9 protein-coding genes and 2 pseudogenes are annotated in these 17,891 nt (G+C 66.8%); 7 read left to right on the top strand and 4 right to left on the bottom strand.

Annotated features, from left to right (window positions below; translation table 11 throughout):
- Positions 1-32 precede the first annotated feature (32 nt).
- Positions 33-305, top strand: a complete 273-nt coding sequence (locus tag FND50_RS17415; protein WP_144286494.1) for a hypothetical protein — start codon at positions 33-35, stop codon at positions 303-305.
- A 344-nt stretch (positions 306-649) separates the two neighbouring features.
- Here FND50_RS17415 and FND50_RS17410 read toward each other — a convergent pair whose 3' ends face one another.
- Complete coding sequence (locus tag FND50_RS17410) at positions 650-1,537, bottom strand: SPFH domain-containing protein (protein ID WP_144286493.1); 888 nt, start codon at positions 1,535-1,537, stop codon at positions 650-652.
- A 439-nt stretch (positions 1,538-1,976) separates the two neighbouring features.
- On the opposite strand from FND50_RS17410, the gene FND50_RS17405 reads away from it, so the two are divergent.
- The gene (locus FND50_RS17405) at positions 1,977-3,323 is read left to right on the top strand and encodes a phosphoribosyltransferase family protein (RefSeq protein WP_144286492.1); all 1,347 of its coding nucleotides are present in this window, start codon (positions 1,977-1,979) and stop codon (positions 3,321-3,323) included.
- A gap of 152 nt (positions 3,324-3,475) precedes the next feature.
- Positions 3,476-6,277 (top strand): AMP-binding protein, encoded by a 2,802-nt coding sequence (locus FND50_RS17400; protein ID WP_144286491.1) that lies wholly within the window; start codon positions 3,476-3,478, stop codon positions 6,275-6,277.
- Positions 6,278-6,858: 581 nt separating this feature from the next.
- Here the strand turns inward: FND50_RS17400 and FND50_RS17395 are convergent.
- From FND50_RS17395 to FND50_RS17375, 3 genes are all read right to left on the bottom strand, one after another.
- Positions 6,859-8,061, bottom strand: a complete 1,203-nt coding sequence (locus FND50_RS17395; RefSeq protein WP_144286490.1) for a patatin-like phospholipase family protein — start codon at positions 8,059-8,061, stop codon at positions 6,859-6,861.
- Positions 8,062-8,622: 561 nt separating this feature from the next.
- Complete coding sequence (locus FND50_RS36135) at positions 8,623-9,225, bottom strand: DUF3592 domain-containing protein (protein WP_186301304.1); 603 nt, start codon at positions 9,223-9,225, stop codon at positions 8,623-8,625.
- A 302-nt stretch (positions 9,226-9,527) separates the two neighbouring features.
- Complete coding sequence (locus FND50_RS17375) at positions 9,528-9,839, bottom strand: DUF4193 domain-containing protein (protein WP_037208072.1); 312 nt, start codon at positions 9,837-9,839, stop codon at positions 9,528-9,530.
- Positions 9,840-10,631: 792 nt separating this feature from the next.
- Between FND50_RS17375 and FND50_RS17370 the strand changes: the two are divergent.
- From FND50_RS17370 to FND50_RS17355, 4 genes and pseudogenes are all read left to right on the top strand, one after another.
- Positions 10,632-11,494: pseudogene (locus FND50_RS17370) on the top strand (universal stress protein).
- 943 nt (positions 11,495-12,437) lie between these two features.
- Positions 12,438-14,007, top strand: a pseudogene (gene istA / locus FND50_RS17365) (IS21 family transposase).
- Positions 14,004-14,774 carry an IS21-like element helper ATPase IstB gene (istB, locus tag FND50_RS17360; RefSeq protein ID WP_144286489.1) on the top strand — a complete coding sequence of 257 codons (771 nt, stop codon included), beginning with the start codon at positions 14,004-14,006 and terminating at the stop codon, positions 14,772-14,774. Before istA ends, istB begins: the two are co-directional and overlap by 4 nt.
- Positions 14,775-15,384: 610 nt before the next feature.
- A complete protein-coding gene (locus FND50_RS17355) occupies positions 15,385-17,427 on the top strand; it encodes an NAD(+) synthase (protein WP_144286488.1) in 2,043 nt (680 codons plus the stop codon).
- Positions 17,428-17,891: the final 464 nt, after the last annotated feature.

Raw genomic sequence — 17,891 nt, 5'->3', positions numbered from 1 at the left:
CGATCCGCAGCGCGAGCGCGCAGGATCAACTCATGGGCTTGTTCGAAGTGTGCGCCAACATCGACCCCACACACACCGTCCTCATCGTCCGTGACTCCTCCGGGGAGGTGGTGCACCGCATCGAGAAGCCGCCGCGATGGGGTCTGCTGCCGGAAGGATCCATCGATTTCGCCGCATTGGAGTCGGCATTGCTCACGTTGGGATACCACCGGGCCCCGGACGAGGATTGGGTCACCGGCCATTGGTCAGCCCACACCCTCGCCGAACCCGCGCCGGGCAGCCGTTCTCCCGATAGCCCCCGCTGATCCGAGGTGCGCGAGGAGCCGCGGGTGACCGTCGACACCGGTCGCCGGAAGTTGGCGAGCGATCGCGACGGTACACGCAGCGAGGACTGAGAACACCGCCTGCTTCCAGACTGCGATGGCCCACAAGTGAACTCCTCCACTCACCACGCACAGGTCACCCTCAAACCGAACAGGACGGATACCCGTTCATTCGCTCGTGCCGAGCAGGCGCCAAGACCCGAACCGCGGTCCACACATCGCCGAAGGGACTGGCCCCTCGCGGCAGGAGCGCCGGGTGCTCCCCCTCTTCCGCGAGGTGCCTGCCGGCATTCGCGGAGACCACACGCGGTGTTCGCGATGTCTCTTCAGTTGACGGCGGGTGCGGCCGTGGCCGGGTAGGACGGCGTCTTCGCCGTCGGGTTGCCATCCGCGGTGTCGATGTTCGACTGCGCCATGACCGGTTGGGTGAGGGGTGCGGCGGCGGACGTTTCGCGGGACAGGAACGCCGCGACTTCGCCGATCGCACTCATCAGCGGGGCAGGGAACACCACCGTGGTGTTCTTCTCGACGCCCAACTCGAGGAGGGTCTGCAAATTGCGCAACTGCAGGGCGAGAGGGTGGGCCATCATCGTGTCCGAGGCTTCGCCGAGCGCCGCAGCCGCCCGCGCTTCCCCTTCGGCGGCAATGATCTTCGCTCTCTTCTCCCGTTCGGCCTCGGCCTCGCGGGCCATCGCCCGCTTCATGGTGTCGGGCAACTGAATGTCCTTGAGCTCGACGAGAGTGACTTCGACGCCCCACTCGAGGGTGGTGGTATCGAGGATCTGCCGGATGCTTCCGTTGATGACCGCGGTGTCGGACAGTGCCTCGTCGAGAGAATGCTGCCCGACGACGTTCCGCAGCGTGGTCTGGGCGATCTGGTTGATGGCGCTGTCGACGTTCTCGATCACGACCACCGATTTCCTCGCGTCGACGACCCGGAAGTACGCGACCGCAGCGATGTCGACACTGACATTGTCCCGGGTAATGATGCCCTGGGACTGAATCGGCATGGTCACGATCCGCATCGAGACCTTCGTGAGGTTGTCGACGACCGGGATGATCAGCCTCAAGCCGGGATCGTGGACGGCAATGATCTTCCCGAGCCGGAAGTGCACCCCCTTCTCATACTGCTTGACCACACGTATCGAGGCCGACAACAGCAGTGCCGCGACGACAACGACGACGATGGCGACAATGGCGATGGTGGCGGTCATGACGACTCCAACCTCTCCGGAATGATTCTGCCTTCCAGTGAACCCGTCAGTAGCCGAGGACATCAGGGTCCATCGTCACCAACAGCCGACGATCTTCGGCACGGCACTGCCTGGTCGCCATCCCGCGGTGCGCAGAGGGCACCTCGCGCTCCGAACTTGATTCGATACCCGGCCACGCCTGGCGGTCCGGGCGTCCGGCACATTCAGCCCCGTCGTGCGACCGGACCCTGCGATGCTGACTTCATGCTCCCGGAATCGGGACTTGGGTTGCGTTCCGGACTTCACCGCCGGACGTGGATGCCCGTCGAGTCCTGCCTACCGGTGAGGTGATGCGTTCTCGAAAAGGACCAAGGTCCCACCGGTTGGTAACGGCTGGCCCTGTCTAGGGAGAGGGATCGGGCGCAGGGTGGTGAACAACCTGGTTAGGAGGTGGCTCCCGATGCCGTTTCTCGATCGCCGCGACGCAGGACGTCGGTTGGCCGGGCGACTCCAGGCCTTCCGCGACGAGAACACCGTGGTTCTCGGTTTGCCGCGAGGTGGTGTTCCCGTTGCCTACGAAGTGGCCCGCGCGCTGGACGCCCCGCTCGACGTGATCGTCGTACGCAAGCTCGGCGTTCCCTACCAGCCCGAGCTTGCCTTCGGCGCGATCGGCGAGGACGGGGTGCGCGTGCTCAACGACGACGTTGTCCGCATGGCGCACGTCACCGCCGAGGAGCTCACGATGGTGGAGCAAACCCAGCGGGCCGAGCTGCAACGCAGAAGCGCACGATTCCGGCACGCGCGCCCGCGAATTCCGCTGGCCGGGCGGACCGCGGTCATCATCGACGACGGGATGGCGACCGGCGCCACCGCCCGCGCGGGATGCCAGGTGGCCCGGGCACACGGCGCGACGCGGGTGGTGCTGGCCGTTCCGGTGGGATCTCGCGAGGCGATCCACGACCTGGCCGGAGAAGCCGACGAGGTGATCTCGCTGGAGGCTCCGACGTGGTTCGACGCCGTCGGGCAGTGGTACGTCCATTTCGGGCAAACCTCCGACGACGAGGTCTGCGACCTGTTGCGCCGCGCCGCCGAACGCGTCCCGGAACCGCTTCCGCCACCGGCAGCCGACCCCCTGCTGCGGGACGACGAGGTAACGGTTCGGGCCGGGCAAGTGTCGCTGACCGGGCACCTCACCGTCCCCGAGAATCCGGTCGGCATCGTCGTGTTCGCACACGGCAGCGGTAGTAGCCGACACAGCCCGCGCAACCGGTACGTCGCCTCGGTGCTCAACCGGGCCGGGCTGGGTACCCTGCTGTTCGACCTGCTCACCGCGGAAGAGGAAACCCACCGGGCCAGGGTCTTCGACATCGAGCTGCTCGCGCAGCGGCTGGTCGCGGTGACCCGGTGGTTGGGCACCCAAGCGGAAGTGAACGATCTCCGGATCGGCTACTTCGGGGCGAGCACCGGCGCCGGCGCGGCACTCCGGGCCGCGACCGACCCACAGGTCGACGTCGCCGCCGTCGTCTCCCGCGGCGGCCGGCCCGACCTCGCCGGCGACGAGCTGGCCGCCGTGCGCGCACCGACACTGCTCATCGTGGGCGGAAGTGACGACGTCGTGCTGGAACTCAACCGGCGGGCGCAGGCGGCCCTGACATGCGAGAGCGCGCTTGCGGTGGTGCCCGGCGCCACCCACCTGTTCGAGGAGCCGGGCACCCTCGAACAGGCCGCCGTCCTCGCCCGCGACTGGTTCGCCGAGCACCTCGCGCCGACCCGATCGGACGAGCAAACCGGGACCGGGACCCGATGACTCTTCACATTGACTCCGGTACGGCCAACCGCCCGCTCGCGGACGTCGCGCTCGAGGCCTGGACATGAGGCAATCACCCGCCTGCACAGTGACGGCCAGCGGGACAACCTCCTCCACCGCACGTGACGAGGTGGTCCCATGATGGATGACCGGTGACGACCTCCAGGCAGGACGAGGACCTGCTGCTCGCGGTTGTCCGGGATCTCGTGGCCGAACGGCACACCGTCGATCGTGCGGCGCCCGCGACGCTCGACAGCGAGTTCGATCATGACCTCGGGCTGGACAGCCTCGGTGTCACCGAATTGCTCGCCCGTACCGAAGATGCGTTCGGGGTGAGCCTGGACCGCGGCGTCCTCGCCACCGTAGAGACGCCCCGTGATCTTATGACCGCCGTGCGCCGCGCCCCGTCGCAGAGCCATCTGCCGTCGATACCCGTGCGGCACCCCGCGCCACCGCCGATCGCGCGAACTCCGGACGCGACCGCCACCCTCACCGAGGCGCTGTCGTGGCATGCCCGCACCCACCCCGATCGCGTACACCTGCGCATCCTTTCCGGCGGGACGGAAGACGAGGGAACACAGGACGAGGTCGGCTACGGCGAGCTGCAGTCCGCCGCCGCCACCGTGTCCGCCGCCCTACTCGCGCGCGACCTCCGGCCCGGCGAACGGGCAGCCATCATGCTGCCCACAGGCCGGGACTACTTCACCACCTTCCTCGGCGTGCTTCTGGCCGGCGGCGTCCCGGTACCGGTCTACCCGCCTGCCCGTCCGTCGCAACTCGCCGAGCACCTGCGCCGCCAGGTCCACATCCTCGGCAACGCGCAGGCCTGCGTGCTGGTCACCGATCCGGAAGCCGCGCGCCTGGCCCGGCTGGTACGCGGCCAGGTGCAGTCAGTGCGCCACGTCCTCACCCCGAACGAACTGACCGGCTACGGGGAAGCGGCCGGCGCGGTCCGGGGCGCCGATGACATCGCTCTGTTGCAGTACACCTCGGGCAGCACCGGCGACCCCAAGGGGGTGACCCTGACCCACGCGAACCTCCTGTCCAACATCCGGGCGATGGGCACGGCGACGGGAGTCTCCACTTCGGACGTCTTCGTCAGCTGGCTGCCGCTGTACCACGATATGGGCCTGATCGGTGCGTGGCTGTCCAGCCTGTACTTCGGTGTGCCGCTGGCGGTGATGTCGCCGCTGGAGTTCCTGGCCCGGCCCGCGCGGTGGCTATGGGCCATCGATGCCCACCTCGGCACGCTGTCCGCGGCCCCGAACTTCGCCTTCGAGCTGTGCATGCGCAAAATCACCGACGCGGAGCTCGGCGGGCTCGACCTCAGCTCGTTGCGGATGGTGTTCAACGGCGCCGAACCGGTGAGCGCGGATACCGTGACCAGGTTCGCCGAGCGATTCGCCGCCTACGGCTTACGCCGCCAGGCCCAGGCCCCGGTCTACGGACTGGCGGAGGCGTGCGTCGGCCTCACTCTCCCACCGGTGGGGCGCGGACCGGTCGTGGACCGTGTCGACCGCGAACGTTTCCTGCGCACCGGACGGGCGATACGGGCCGCCGATGCCGACCTGGATCCGCTCCGATTCGTCGGCTGCGGCCAGGCGATTCCCAATCATCATATCCGCGTCGTCGACTCGGCGGGAAATGTGCTCGGCGACCGGCGCGAGGGCAGGATCGAGTTCCGCGGACCCTCGGCCACCACGGGATACTTCCGCAACCCGCGGGCCACCAAGGCGCTGCTGCGGCACGGATGGCTCGACACCGGCGATCTCGGCTATCTCGACGGTGGAGAACTCTACGTGACCGGCCGGATCAAAGACCTCATCATCCGGGCAGGCCGGAACCTGCACCCGGAAGAGCTCGAGCGGGCGGTGGGCGATATCCCGGGCATCAGGAAGGGGTGCGTCGTCGTCTTCGCGACATCCGGGCACCCCGGCGGCACCGAACGCCTGGTGGTGCTCGCCGAAACGCGGCAGACCGCGGATGCCGTGCTCACCGGACTGCGAGAACGCATCATCGGGATCAGCATCGACCTTCTCGGCACACCACCGGACGACATCGTGCTCGCACCACCCGGTACCGTGCCGAAGACCTCCAGCGGCAAACTCCGGCGCGCCGCCACCCGTCACCACTACGAGCAGGGAGACGTGCGGGCTCGTCCCCGCCCGGTGTGGTGGCAGCTGGCCAGATTCGGGGCACGGGGTGTGCTCCCTCGCCTACGGCGCGCCGGTACGATCACCTCGACCGGGGCGTACGCCCTGTGGTGCTGGTCGGTGGTCGTCGCGGTGGGCCTGCCGACCCTGATCGCCGTGGCTCTTGTTCCCGGCCTCGGCGCCCGCAGGGTTGTCGTGCACGCGGCCGCCCGCAGCCTCGCCCGGCTCACCGGCGCCCCGGTGACCGCGAACGGAGTCGACCGGCTCGCGCAGGTGACGTCTTGTGTCGTGGTCGCCAACCACGCCAGCTTCCTCGACGGCATTGCGATGTCCACTATCCTTCCCCATCACTTCACCTTCGTGGCAGGTGAAGTATTCGAGCACAAACCGCTGGTCGGCTTCCTGCTGAGGCGGATCGGCACTCGATTCGTCGAGCGGACCGAGCGCGAACAGAGCGTGGCCGACACCGGTCACCTCGAGGAAGCGGCCGCTGGTGGCGAACCTCTGGTGGTATTCCCCGAAGGCAGCCTCTCTCCGGTGCCGGGCCTGCGCCCCTTCCACATGGGGGCCTTCGTGATCGCCGCTCGAGCCGGTCTTCCCGTCGTGCCGGTCGCGATCTCGGGCACCCGCGCGATGATGTGGCCCGACCGAGGCACGATCATCCACCGTGGAGCCATCCACCTCACTGTTGCCGAGCCGATCCTCCCTGTCGGGAACGATTGGACCGCCGCCACAGTGCTCGAACGAAAAGCACACGCCGCGATAGCCGCACACTGTGGGGAACCCGACATCGGCCGGTGACCCGCCACCGCGACGGCAAGCCCTCCGACCTTCCCGGGCGAGGACTTCGGACTCGGGAGCGAGCCCCGATGATCGCCATACGTTGACTGCAAGCACGCCCGCGACCACGTTATTCCGGCGCCTCGAGGACCTTCTCGAAACCGACCCACCCGACACCATCACCCAGTCCGAGGCTTCGGAGATGCTGCGAGTATGCCGACGCCGACTCTGGCTCAACGAGTGATCCCTGTACGGCCCAGGCACAACCCCTGGCATCGCCGTCTCCGCGTCGGTCTTCTCGGCAGGTGCTGCGTCTCGGCGACGAGGGTCGACAGCGAGCCCGGGAAGATCTTACGGCGACGCCGCCGGAACGGACCCGATACAGCGTCTCGGGCGCGGAGTCGGCGGCGCTCGCGTTTCGTGGTGCGCCGGCGGGGATCAGGTGGGTGAGGACGAGGTCCGAGGCGGTGACGGTGTGGGTGGGCCAAGGGCTCTGACCACTACTCTTCGTCACGATAGGCAGGCTGGCGGTAACGAAACTTCACGTTCGCGTGGTTTGCGTTCTCTGTGTGCGGTCGACAACGCGGAGCTCTGTATACGGACTACACCGTTCTGCCGCCAGGGTCTGTGCCATGCTTGCGACCCAACTCGGCGATCTGACCAGTGAACTCCGGATCGAACAGTAAGAAGCTCAGTAAGTCGCCGCGGTCCTCGTGATCCCCACCGACCAGCCGCGCGATCACGGATGGTGCCGGGTTGCGCAGGAACCTGCGCAACGCGGAACGGCCACCCGTCACCTCCTCCGCGATCTCGCCGATGCGTCCTGCCTGTTCGAGCGGTGGGCCCGCGAAGTCGATGCCGATGGGACGGTCGGCTGGCGAGACCGCCAGGCCCTGCGCGACCAACGCGTTACGAAACTCGAGTTCATGCAAATCCTCGATCATGCGATATCCGAGCATCGCCCGCAGTGCCAGCGCGGCTACGCCCGCCACGTCAGGAGATACGGGCCGGCGCCGGCGACTACCTTCCGCGCCGGCCGGTGGCCACACCCTCGGCTGCGTTGCGACGATACCCACGTGGTTCGCACCCAGCACCAGCGACGGTTTGATCGGGGTATTGAGCAGCAAACCGCCGTCGATGTGCCAGCCCGAGCGTTCAGGCGCACACCCGTCGCTGATGTAGATGGGCCGGAACAGGATTGGGACGGCCGCGGACGCGAGGAGATGGTCAACGGTCAGTGTCGTCGCAACATAACTGATATTTCGCCGTGCGTCGTACTCGGGCAGGGCGACCGAGTCATTCTTCTCCACGAACACCACTGTTCCGCCCGTTTCGACGGACGTCGTGGTGACGGCGACCGCATCCACCAGTCCATCGCGGATGTTCGCATGCAGCCGGCCCCACGGGACGAGCCGCTGCAGCGTCTGGCGGATCGGGGACGTGTCGAGCAGGCTGACCAGCCGCGCCCGGGGCACACCGATTGCCTGCCCGAAGAATGCCGCACCCGTCCCGAGAACACTGGAGACCAACGAGTACACATCGGACGACTCGACGTCGGTCCACAATTCGACGATCCGCTCTGCGGCAACGGAGAGTCCGTCGTCGGCGAATGCGGCGAGCCCCACCACGTTGAGCGCACCGGCGCTCGTGCCGACAAAGATCGTCGGAGTCGCGCTGTGCGGGGCCATCCGAGGAAGCAGGGTCGTGATTGCACCCGCCTGGTAGGCGCCGCGCGCCCCTGCCCCCGCGACGACCAGCGCCGTCCGACCTGCTCCGTGGGGACCGCCCGCCGCCTGTCTGGGCATGCGCCAACGCTACCCGCCCGCTTCACCCGACGAATACCAACTCAACGCCCTGGAGCGGGTCGGTTTCTGCGGGAGTCGATCTGTTGGGAAGGGCTCCGGCTCCCTCGACCGGGTCCGGAACGCGTCCGACTGCTCTCACCGGAGGCATACGGGACAACACACTGGCGCACCATCCGCGGAGAACTCGATGTGCGGACCAAGCAACGTTCGTCCTCGACCACCGTCGAGATCCTTCCCCATTTCGAGGCACACCTACTGTCGGATCATCAAGTTGATCAGCGCTATTGCACACGGCATGCCGCGGGCTCCGAACTCGAAGCAGCTGCGAGAATCCAAGCCCCTGCTCGGTCTCGTGCACCGTCGTCGCGAGGTGTCGCACCCATCCGACCTGTCGGTCGAGGCGGTAGCGGTGGTCGACATCGGTGCGATCGTCGAATCCCATCGGAACCTGCGCGGTTCGGTACCCTTCCAATCTCACGGTCTCCGTGAACACCTGATGGCAGCCACTGTCAAGGACCACCCACGGGCGCCGAGTGTTGCGCAGTTGAAGTGCGTCGACCGTCAGCTGATCGACCATCCCGGCGTGTGTCCGAGGCTCTGCCATTCCCGCTGCCACTGCGCGCGGTGGCGTTTGTCGAGCAGCCAATGAAATCCGATCAGGAACAGGTCGCAGCCGACCGTTCCGAGTACCAGGAACCCGAGTGCCGCACCAAGTGCCCCGATCGCGTTGTCGGTGCCGGTGTTCGGGGCTTGCATGTAGTTGCCGTCCTCGTCGACCCAGACGGTGACCGTCTGGCCGGCCCGGGCCACGACGCCGCTGTCCACGATGCCGGTGTGCTCAGTTCCGTCGACCACCCACCGGGCGCGGACCTGGTCCTGTCCGGTCGGGCCCCGGGTCGGAGGTTCCCCCATCGGTGGGCGGGGATCGTCGAGCAACACCGCGGGCACCTGTTGCCCGTTGGCGGCGGCCTGGTGCGCCTGGTCGGTCAGGCGGGTGTACGTTGCCGTACCGATGGCACCGGCGACGGGTACCAGCATCAGCACCACGCACACCACGACCAGGACAATCGCGGATTCCATCCGATCACTGCGCCGCATGAGCGGGTTACCGCTCCACGGCGCGAGGCGCCACCACCGAGCCAGAACCGTCTCGCCGCCTGACATCACAGCCTCCTGGAGTTGTCGTCCTTCCTTCGAGTCTCGATCCGGGAGGGCACGGGATGTAGGGCCACAGGTCGACGCGAAAGACCCATGTGTGAAGGACTTCTGTCACCTCCAAGGACCAACACGGAGGGACCACCGTCCGGGCGGTGCGCAGTCACGGTTCCGGCAGCGGGCAGTCCAGGTCAGACGGGTGCCAGTGGGTTCGTGGGGTGCCACGGTGCAGGCACCTCCGGCCTGCCCGCCCCGGCCGAGACCGCCGCTGACCCCCAAGGCGCACCGGCTGATCGATCCGACAAGCCGGCTCAGGTTGCGCAGTCCCGGCAGAACTTCATTCCATCCTTCGTCGCCGCCAGCCGCGAACGATGATGTACCAGAAAACAACCCGAACACACGAACTCGTCCGCCTGCCGAGGCCGAACTCGCACCGTCAACTCCCCCTCCCCTGACAGGTCTGCCCCCGGCAACTCGAACGCCTCCTCGACCGCGACGTCGTCGGCATCCTCGTCGATCACCGGCACCGGGGACTGCCGGCGACCGGGCGGCTCCTCCACCGCATCGTCGGTATCGACATCCTCGACGCGAGTACGCCGCGGTGCGTCGTAATCAGTGACCATGACGACCTCCACAACTTCCACCGCGCCAACACCCGACACGGTGACATCGACGCTAGAGCCCGCAACAGCACACCGACAGGGGCCATAGGTCACTACCGTCGCCCACAGGGTCACCGGTCGGCGGCACCGCATTCGCGGACGGGAATTTCTCGCCCCGGCCGACCTCGCGAGCGCAGGCCACTACCCTGAGCAGCCACCCGGCTCCGCGGCGAGGCTGCATCCGGAGCGCTACCGATCGACCCTGGACTCGTGACCGCTCGCAGAACGACTTGATCGCCGGCCATCACCTGCCGGCTCGCCGCAGGCCCTACCCGCTGTCACCGGCATCGCGCACTTCCCGGATTCGGTGGGCGCGGTGCGCATCAGAGGTGAGGGAGGGCGGGCGCGACAGACCATGACCTGGCAGGCGCTGTGCTCGACAGACGCAGGGCGGTCGAGCACAGTAGCGCGCGGGCACCACGTGATCGACCCGCACCGCGACCACCGGGGCACCGACGAGACGGGGTACTCGAACGCGCACCACACCGCTTCGGCACCGCGCTCGGTTCCGTCCAAAGCGCCGAGCGTATGCGGCCACCGCCGATCGCGGCGGCCGTGTACACCTGTTCCGGCAACGCATGCCCCGCAAAGGCCCGCCCACCCGGGCGCGAACGAAGCGCCCCCGCCGCCCGGCAGGCGAGGACCTTCGACTCCTGACATCCCCAAATCGTCTGCGGGATGCTTGGTGAAGTCGGGCTGCACCGGGAGATCACACGATCAGGCGACCAGCGCACGCTCACGGAGGAGGACACCATGGGCGATCCGATCGTTGTCGGAGTCGACGAACATTCGGCCCTCTCTGCAGTCACATGGGCCGCGCGGGAGGCGGTTCTGCGAGGCGCGTCCCTGACGCTGGTGTCCGTCACGGCCCGCCCCGGTTCCGCCGGTGTCCCGATCGAGGCGCCCGCCGGGGTCTTCGAGGGCGCCGACGAGGACGCGGAAACGCTTCTGGCGCGAGCCAAGGCGATCGCGATGACAGTCGTAGAAGGGCGCTCACTCGAGATCACTTCGGTGCATAGCATCGGATCACCCGTACCCGAACTGCTCGCGCGGTCGGAATCAGCTCGGATGCTGGTTGTGGGAACCCACCGGCATGGGCCCGTCGAGCGGCTGATTCTCGGGTCGGTCAGCGCCGCCGCTGTCGCGCACGCCCACTGTCCCGTGGCGGTATACGCGAACTCCCGCATGTACAGCCACACCAGATACCCGGTCCAGTCGTGGTCGACGGGACGGCAAGCAGCATACCCGCGATCGACCTCGCGTTCGAAGAAGCAGCACTCCGAAATGTCGATCTTGTAGCCGTACACGCATGGTCAGACATTGACCTGCACAACGTCCGCGGCAGTCGCGATTTCGCATGGGACACCGTTCGCACGCGTGAAAGCGCCGCACTCTCCGAGAACTTTGCAGGGCATGTACAGGATTACCCGGACGTGAAGGTTCGACCGGTGGTCGTCGCGGACCGCCCGGCACACAATCTGCGCAAGCACGCAGAAACCGCGAAACGGCTCGTCGTCGGTCGCCGTGGTCGCGGTGGATTCCCGGGCATGTTGCTGGGATCGACCAGCAGAACGCTTACCCACTGGGTCAGTTGTCCGCTCATCGTCGTCCACTAATCGGCAACACTTCACCATCATGCCCGCTCTCGAACAACAGCAACACAGTCAGGCCGAACGACATTGTCACTGCGTCGCCGAACGGAAGCCATGGCGGGCCGGCACTGAACATCGCCGACGGCGCTCTTGCAAAGTCGATCGTCCTCGCCTAACGCTGTTGCGGGCCGGGGCAAGCCGAGGCCCTCGCGGAGCTGAGCGAAAACACATGCGCTCGCATGCGCTGATAGCAGATTATCGGATGTGCGGTCCAGCGGTTCCCCGTCCGTGGGCTGGATTCAAACCAGAGGAAACATCTGATGCGATGAAAGGGGCGGGGGCAGCACGATCCGGCATGGAGATGACCTAGGACTCTTCCGGCGGGCGGACGAACAACCGCACAGTTGTACTACTAACGCCAATTGCGGAACTCGATGGAAGCGGAAGCGGACCGACAGTCATGCCCGAAAGACAGTACCCACACCCTGTCGCCGACATTGCATACCGACGGCGACGGTGCACCGATCCCTCGTATACGTGGATTCGCCACCTAGCCGGTGGTGTTCTCGTCGGCGCAATCGTCGTAGCAATTGCCATCAGCCTTTTCATCTGGCTCGCAACGGAGCCAGGGGCATCGGCACGATGCGTCCTGCAGTCACGGCACCGCTGATACCGCACTTGTCAGGCGTTCATATCGATACGCCGACCAGGGACCGCACAATCTCGCTCGGCCGCCGCCGGCGTGAACACGAAGAGCAATTCGCCGTCATTCAGTCCCCTCGCGGTGTGCTAGCGGACATGCCAACCTCCCTGTAGACGGACACGTTCGTCCCTGCTGACGGACAGCTGATCTCCCTGTCGATGGATATGGGGCCGGCGGTGTGTCGGTCCTGACACAGACGCCCCTCCGGGGTTTTGCTCGAGGTCTTCGACCACCTACGAGCGACTCCCACCACCGGAGGGACGCATGAAGAAGTCTGACAGGGACATCATGGAAATTCTCGAGGCCTACGACACCACCGGCACCGCGCACTCCGCGGCGCAGCTGGCCGGGGTCGATCCGAAAACCGTCCGGCGTTACGTCACCGCCCGTGACGCCGGCTTGCCGGTGACTGGCCCGTCGCGGCGGCCCCGCATCATCGACGAGCATCTACCTCAGATCGAGCAATGGGTCGAGCGCAGCAAGGGCAAGGTCCGCGCCGACATCGTCCACGAACGCCTCGTCGCTGTCGGTTTCGTCGGCACCGAACGCACCACTCGACGCGCCGTCGCGGATGCGAAAGCCGCATGGCGGGCCGGGCACCGCCGCACCTACCGGCCGTGGCTCACCGAACCCGGGCTGTGGATGCAATTCGACTGGGGTGAGGGCCCGAAAGTACCTGGACCGGGCGGGGTCCTGCGCTCGACGCTGTTGTTCTGCGCCTGGCTGGCATGGTCACGCTACCGGGTGGTGATCCCGGTGTGGGATCAGACATTGCCGACGTTGATCGCGTGCCTCGATGCCACGGTGCGCCGCTTCGGTGGGGTGCCGACCTACGCGTTGACCGACAATCCGCGCACGGTCAGCATCGACCACGTCGCCGGGATCCCGGTGCGGCATCCGCAGATCGTCGAAACAGCCCGCCACTACGGCATGGCCGTGCACCACCTGTGTGCCGTTCGACCCGGAATCGAAGGGCGGCAGCGAAGCAACCGTCAAGATCGCCAAGGCCGATCTGGTGCCCACCGACGCGAACCTGCTGCCGGACTACGCCTCGTTCGTCGACCTCGAGGCCGCGTGCGAGCAGTTCTGCGCCACGGTCAACGGCCGTCGGCACCGTGAAAGCGCCCGCATCCCGAACGAGGCCCTGGCCGAGGAACGGCCCCGGCTGCACACCCTGCCGACCGCCCCGCACACCCTGGCATTGGGCACCACCCGCAGCGTCGGCACCGATCAGACGATCCGGTTCGGGTCGGTGCGGTATTCGACGCCGCCGGGGCTGGTCGGCACCGAAGTGTGGGTGCGCGCTGCCGGCACCGACCTGGTGGTCGTCGCCGACCTCGACTCCCTGCCGCGGACCCCGGACTGGGCCGGTGACCGTCGTGGTTTGACAGAGATTGCGCGGCACCGCCTTTCGACACCCGGAAATCCGAGCATCGACCCGGCGCATTACCCCGGGCACCCCCAAGACCCGGACGGGGCGCCACGCCCACCACGACCGAAGGCCCGCTCCGCGGCCGAAGCCCGGTTCCTCGACCTCGGGCCCGGCGCGCACACCTGGTTGGTCGCCGCGTCGGCGACCGGCACGGTCCGGATCCGGGCGAAGATGACCGCCGCAGTCGAGTTGGCCGCATTCGTCGGCGCCGAGATCGTCGACTCGGCGTTGTCGAGAGCAGCCGAAGCGGGCCGGTTCGCCGAGGGGGACCTGCCGGCGATCGTCGCGCACCACACCGACACAGCCGGCGGGGTTGTCGTCGCCGACGAGGAGCATTCGGTCCAACCCGGTACCGCCGCCTGGGCCGGATTCGGCAGCACCAGTGCGCAGGCACGCTCGTGAACCCGACCGCGCCACCACTGCCCGACGACCTCCTCGCCGTCCTCAAACGGATGCGCCTGCCCTATCTTCGGGCCGCCGCACCGCAGGTGCTGGCGACGGCGAAAGCCCAGCGGTGGGATCCGACCGAGGTCCTCAAGGTCCTCCTCGACGAGGAGGTCCGCGGTCGGGACGAGGCGACGAAGGCGATGCGCCGCAAAACCGCCGGGCTTCCCGCCGGGAAGACGTTTTCCTCATGGCGGGAACAGGATTCGTCGATCCCGGCTCCCACCCAGCAGGCCCTGGTCACGTTGGAGTGGGTGCAGCGCGCCGAGAACCTGGCGGTCAGCGGGCCGTCGGGGACCGGCAAGACCCATTTCGTCGAGGCGCTCGCGCATGCGGTGATCGATGCGGGGATGCGGGTGTCGTGGTTCACCCTCGAATCGTTGACCGCCGCGATCGGGCGGGCCGCGGTGGACGGGTCGATCACCAAGACCATCACCAAGATCACCCGCGCCGAGTTGATCGTCGTCGACGATATCGGGATGCTGCCGTCCGGTCAGGCCGCCGCCGAGGCGTTCTACCGCCTCGTCGACGCCGCTTATGAGCGGCGCAGTGTCGTGGTGACCAGCAACCTGCACCCGTCCGGGTTCGACACGATCATGCCGAAAACGCTCGCGACCGCCGCGGTCGACCGACTGCTGCACCATGCACATGTCGTGATCACCGAAGGCACCTCGCTGCGGTTGCAGGACGCGACCGCCGGACGCGGGGTGATGCCCCTGACCTGACCGGTGCGGGAGATCAGCTGACCACCGGCAGGGAGATCAGCTGTCCGCGCACAGGGACACCACCTGTCCGCCTACAGGGACGCCCCCATGTCCCTTGACACGGTGTAAGGGGAGTATGGGGAAGCGTCTCGGATCGTTCGCCTACGCTGCCGGACCAGAGCCACTGCTTTCCATCGCACGTTCCTGACCTCGACCCGTCGGTCCACGTCATGGCTCAACTCTTGCCCGACCGACAGGAGTACGGAACCGACACGAAAGCTTGGTAGCAGGGGCGCTCCCCGCTACCCACCTGAATTGTGTGCACTCGCCGACTGTCGCCTTCGAAGGCCGATTGCACACGCTCCGGGAGAAAAATTGACAGTGCACACAACTTCGTCGGCGACACGTATCGGAAGTCAGGTGCATTCATCGCGGCCGCGGAGGAACTGACTACCAGCAAGGTCGTGGTGGACGAGTGGGTGGTGCTGGTGACCCCAGCGTGGTCTCGGCGCTTTCGGTCTCGCTGCCGCGCGCCTGCGCGATGCGGGATCGTCTCCAATCCGGTCCGCACGTCCTATCGTGGATACGTGCAGGTGCACGGCCGCACACGGCGGGACGAGGGTGGTGATCGATGAACTTCCGCTCCAGCTATCGGAACGGTTTCCTCCGCGCGGCAGCCTGCACCATTCCCACAGCAATTGTCCAACCCCGGGTGAACGCGGTGTCCGTTCTGCGTGCCGCACGCCCCTGCCATGAGGAGGGCGTCGGGTTGGCGGTATTCCCGGAACTGACACTCTCGGGTTACTCGGTGGACGACCTTCTGATGCAGGACACCGTGCTCGACGCCGCCGAGCAGGCGTTGGGTGAGGTAGTTACCGGCTCGGCGGAGTTGTTGCCCGTCCTCCTGGTCGGCCTGCCCGCACGCCACGGGCATCGGGTGTACAACGTTGTCGCCGTGATTCATCGCGGACGCCTACTGGGTGCGGTCCCGAAGTCATATCTGCCCACCTACCGTGAATTTTACGAGCGACGGCAGCTCGCGCCCGGGGACGACCTGCGCGGTCGCACGACCCGGCTCGGCGGAACGGAGGTGCCGTTCGGCCCCGACCTGCTGTTCGAAGCCGGCGACGTTCCCGGATTCACGTTTCATGTCGAGGTGTGCGAGGACATGTGGGTTCCCATACCACCGAGCGCCGAGGCGGCGTTGGCCGGTGCCACCGTGCTGGCCAACCTCTCCGGAAGTCCCGTCACAATCGGACGAGCCGAAGAACGCCGACTGCTGGTTCGGTCAGCGTCCGCCCGCTGCCTGGCAGCGTACATCTATTGCGCCGCAGGTCCGGGCGAGTCGACCACGGACCTGTCCTGGGACGGACAGACCCTGATCTACGAGAACGGGGTGCCGCTCGCGGAGGCAGAACGGTTCTCGCGGGGGCGCCAACGCGCCGTCGCCGACATCGACCTGCAGCTTCTGCGCAGTGAGCGGACCCGCATGGGGACGTTCGACGACAACCGGCGGCAACACAGCGCACGAGGCGAGTCGTTGCGCCGCATCACCTTCGAGTTGCATCCCCCCTCCGAGGACATCGGCCTGCACCGCCGAATCAGCCGGTATCCCTTCGTCCCCGTCGATCCCGCCCGGCTCGAACAAGACTGCTACGAGGCGTACAACATTCAGGTCGCAGGGCTCGAACAACGACTGCGGGCGCGACCGGGATCGAAGGTCGTGATCGGGGTCTCCGGCGGTCTGGACTCCACTCAAGCGCTGATCGTGGCCGCCAAGGTGATGGACCGCCTCGGCCGGCCACGACGAGACATCCTCGCCTACGCCCTGCCCGGCTTCGCCACCAGCGACCGAACACGCACCAACGCGAGCCGGCTCAGCGCGGCACTCGGCGTCGACCTCACCGAGATCGACATCACGCCGACGGCACGTCTCATGCTCAGCGAACTGGGCCATCCCTTTGTCCGTGGAATTCCGTTGTACGACATCACCTTCGAGAACGTTCAGGCGGGTCTGCGCACCGACTACCTGTTCCGCGCCGCCAATCAACGCGGCGGACTCGTCCTCGGCACGGGCGACCTCTCCGAGATCGCACTCGGCTGGTCGACCTACGGGGTGGGCGATCACATGTCTCATTACAACGTCAACTCGGGAATCCCGAAGACCCTGATACAAAACCTCATCCGATGGGTCGTGACGACCAACCAGTTCTCCGATGACGTGTCACACACCCTCGCGCGGGTACTGAACACCGTGATCAGCCCCGAGCTGATTCCCGCCGCACCCGGTGAGCCGCCCCAAAGCACCCAAACCACGATCGGACCGTACGACCTCCACGACTTCTTCCTCTTCCACGCACTCCGTTACGGATTCACCCCCTCGAAGACTGCCTTCATCGCCTGGCACGACCCAGCCGGCGGCGACTGGCCACCCGGGTACCCGCCCTCTACCCGAGTCGCCTACCAACTTCCCGACATCCGGCAGTGGCTGACGGTGTTCGTCGAACGTTTCTTCGGGTTCAGCCAATTCAAACGATCGGCGATGCCGAACGGTCCCAAGGTCAGCCTCGGAGGATCACTGTCCCCCCGGGGAGACTGGCGCGCGCCCTCGGACGCCTCCGCCCGCATCTGGCTCGACGAACTCGAGCGCAATGTCCCCACACACTGGGAATGATCGCCCAGCTGCGCTCTGGGAGCGCGGGCCTCGTGCGGCACGAGGAGCAGCCCGACGACCAAGCCTCCAACCCGAAGATCCCGCTCTGTCCCGCACATCGAGTTATCGACAGATGCTCAGATGGAAGGACTCGCGCAGAGTATTTCAGGAAACCCCCACAGCAGAGCATATTTCTGGTTCGGACAGCCGCGATCTCGGAGGGAAGGTTCCATCGACGATGGTCTCACGCACCAGGGTCGGCGATGTGCGGGTGTTTCGGTTCGTGGGAGTTCCGTGAGGCCTCCGAGGACTACTACCGCAAGATGGATGCGATGAAACAAGACCTCATTCAGTGGTATCGGTCCGGGAACTACGACAAGCCGTGCCTGGTGGTGTGGATCGGCGACCCCGCGAGCGATTGCACTCGACGACGGTATGGACTCGTTCGAGGTGCTCCGACAAGGCCGTGTACCAGCGCGTATGCG

The sequence above is a fragment of the Rhodococcus sp. WB9 genome (assembly GCF_007558985.1).
Taxonomy (GTDB): Bacteria; Actinomycetota; Actinomycetes; order Mycobacteriales; family Mycobacteriaceae; genus Rhodococcus_F; species Rhodococcus_F opacus.
Note: the sequence above shows the minus strand (reverse complement) of the source record. Positions and strands in the feature narration are given on the sequence as shown.

Bases quoted from the DNA above. Each gene is read 5' to 3' on its own strand.
- FND50_RS17410 (WP_144286493.1), bottom strand. From the start codon at position 1,537: ATGACCGCCACCATCGCCATTGTCGCCATCGTCGTCGTTGTCGTCGCG.
- FND50_RS36135 (WP_186301304.1), bottom strand. From the start codon at position 9,225: ATGTCAGGCGGCGAGACGGTTCTGGCTCGGTGGTGGCGCCTCGCGCCG.
- FND50_RS17375 (WP_037208072.1), bottom strand. From the start codon at position 9,839: ATGGTCACTGATTACGACGCACCGCGGCGTACTCGCGTCGAGGATGTC.
- FND50_RS17415 (WP_144286494.1), top strand. From the start codon at position 33: ATGGGCTTGTTCGAAGTGTGCGCCAACATCGACCCCACACACACCGTC.
- FND50_RS17405 (WP_144286492.1), top strand. From the start codon at position 1,977: ATGCCGTTTCTCGATCGCCGCGACGCAGGACGTCGGTTGGCCGGGCGA.
- FND50_RS17395 (WP_144286490.1), bottom strand. From the start codon at position 8,061: ATGCCCAGACAGGCGGCGGGCGGTCCCCACGGAGCAGGTCGGACGGCG.
- FND50_RS17355 (WP_144286488.1), top strand. From the start codon at position 15,385: ATGAACTTCCGCTCCAGCTATCGGAACGGTTTCCTCCGCGCGGCAGCC.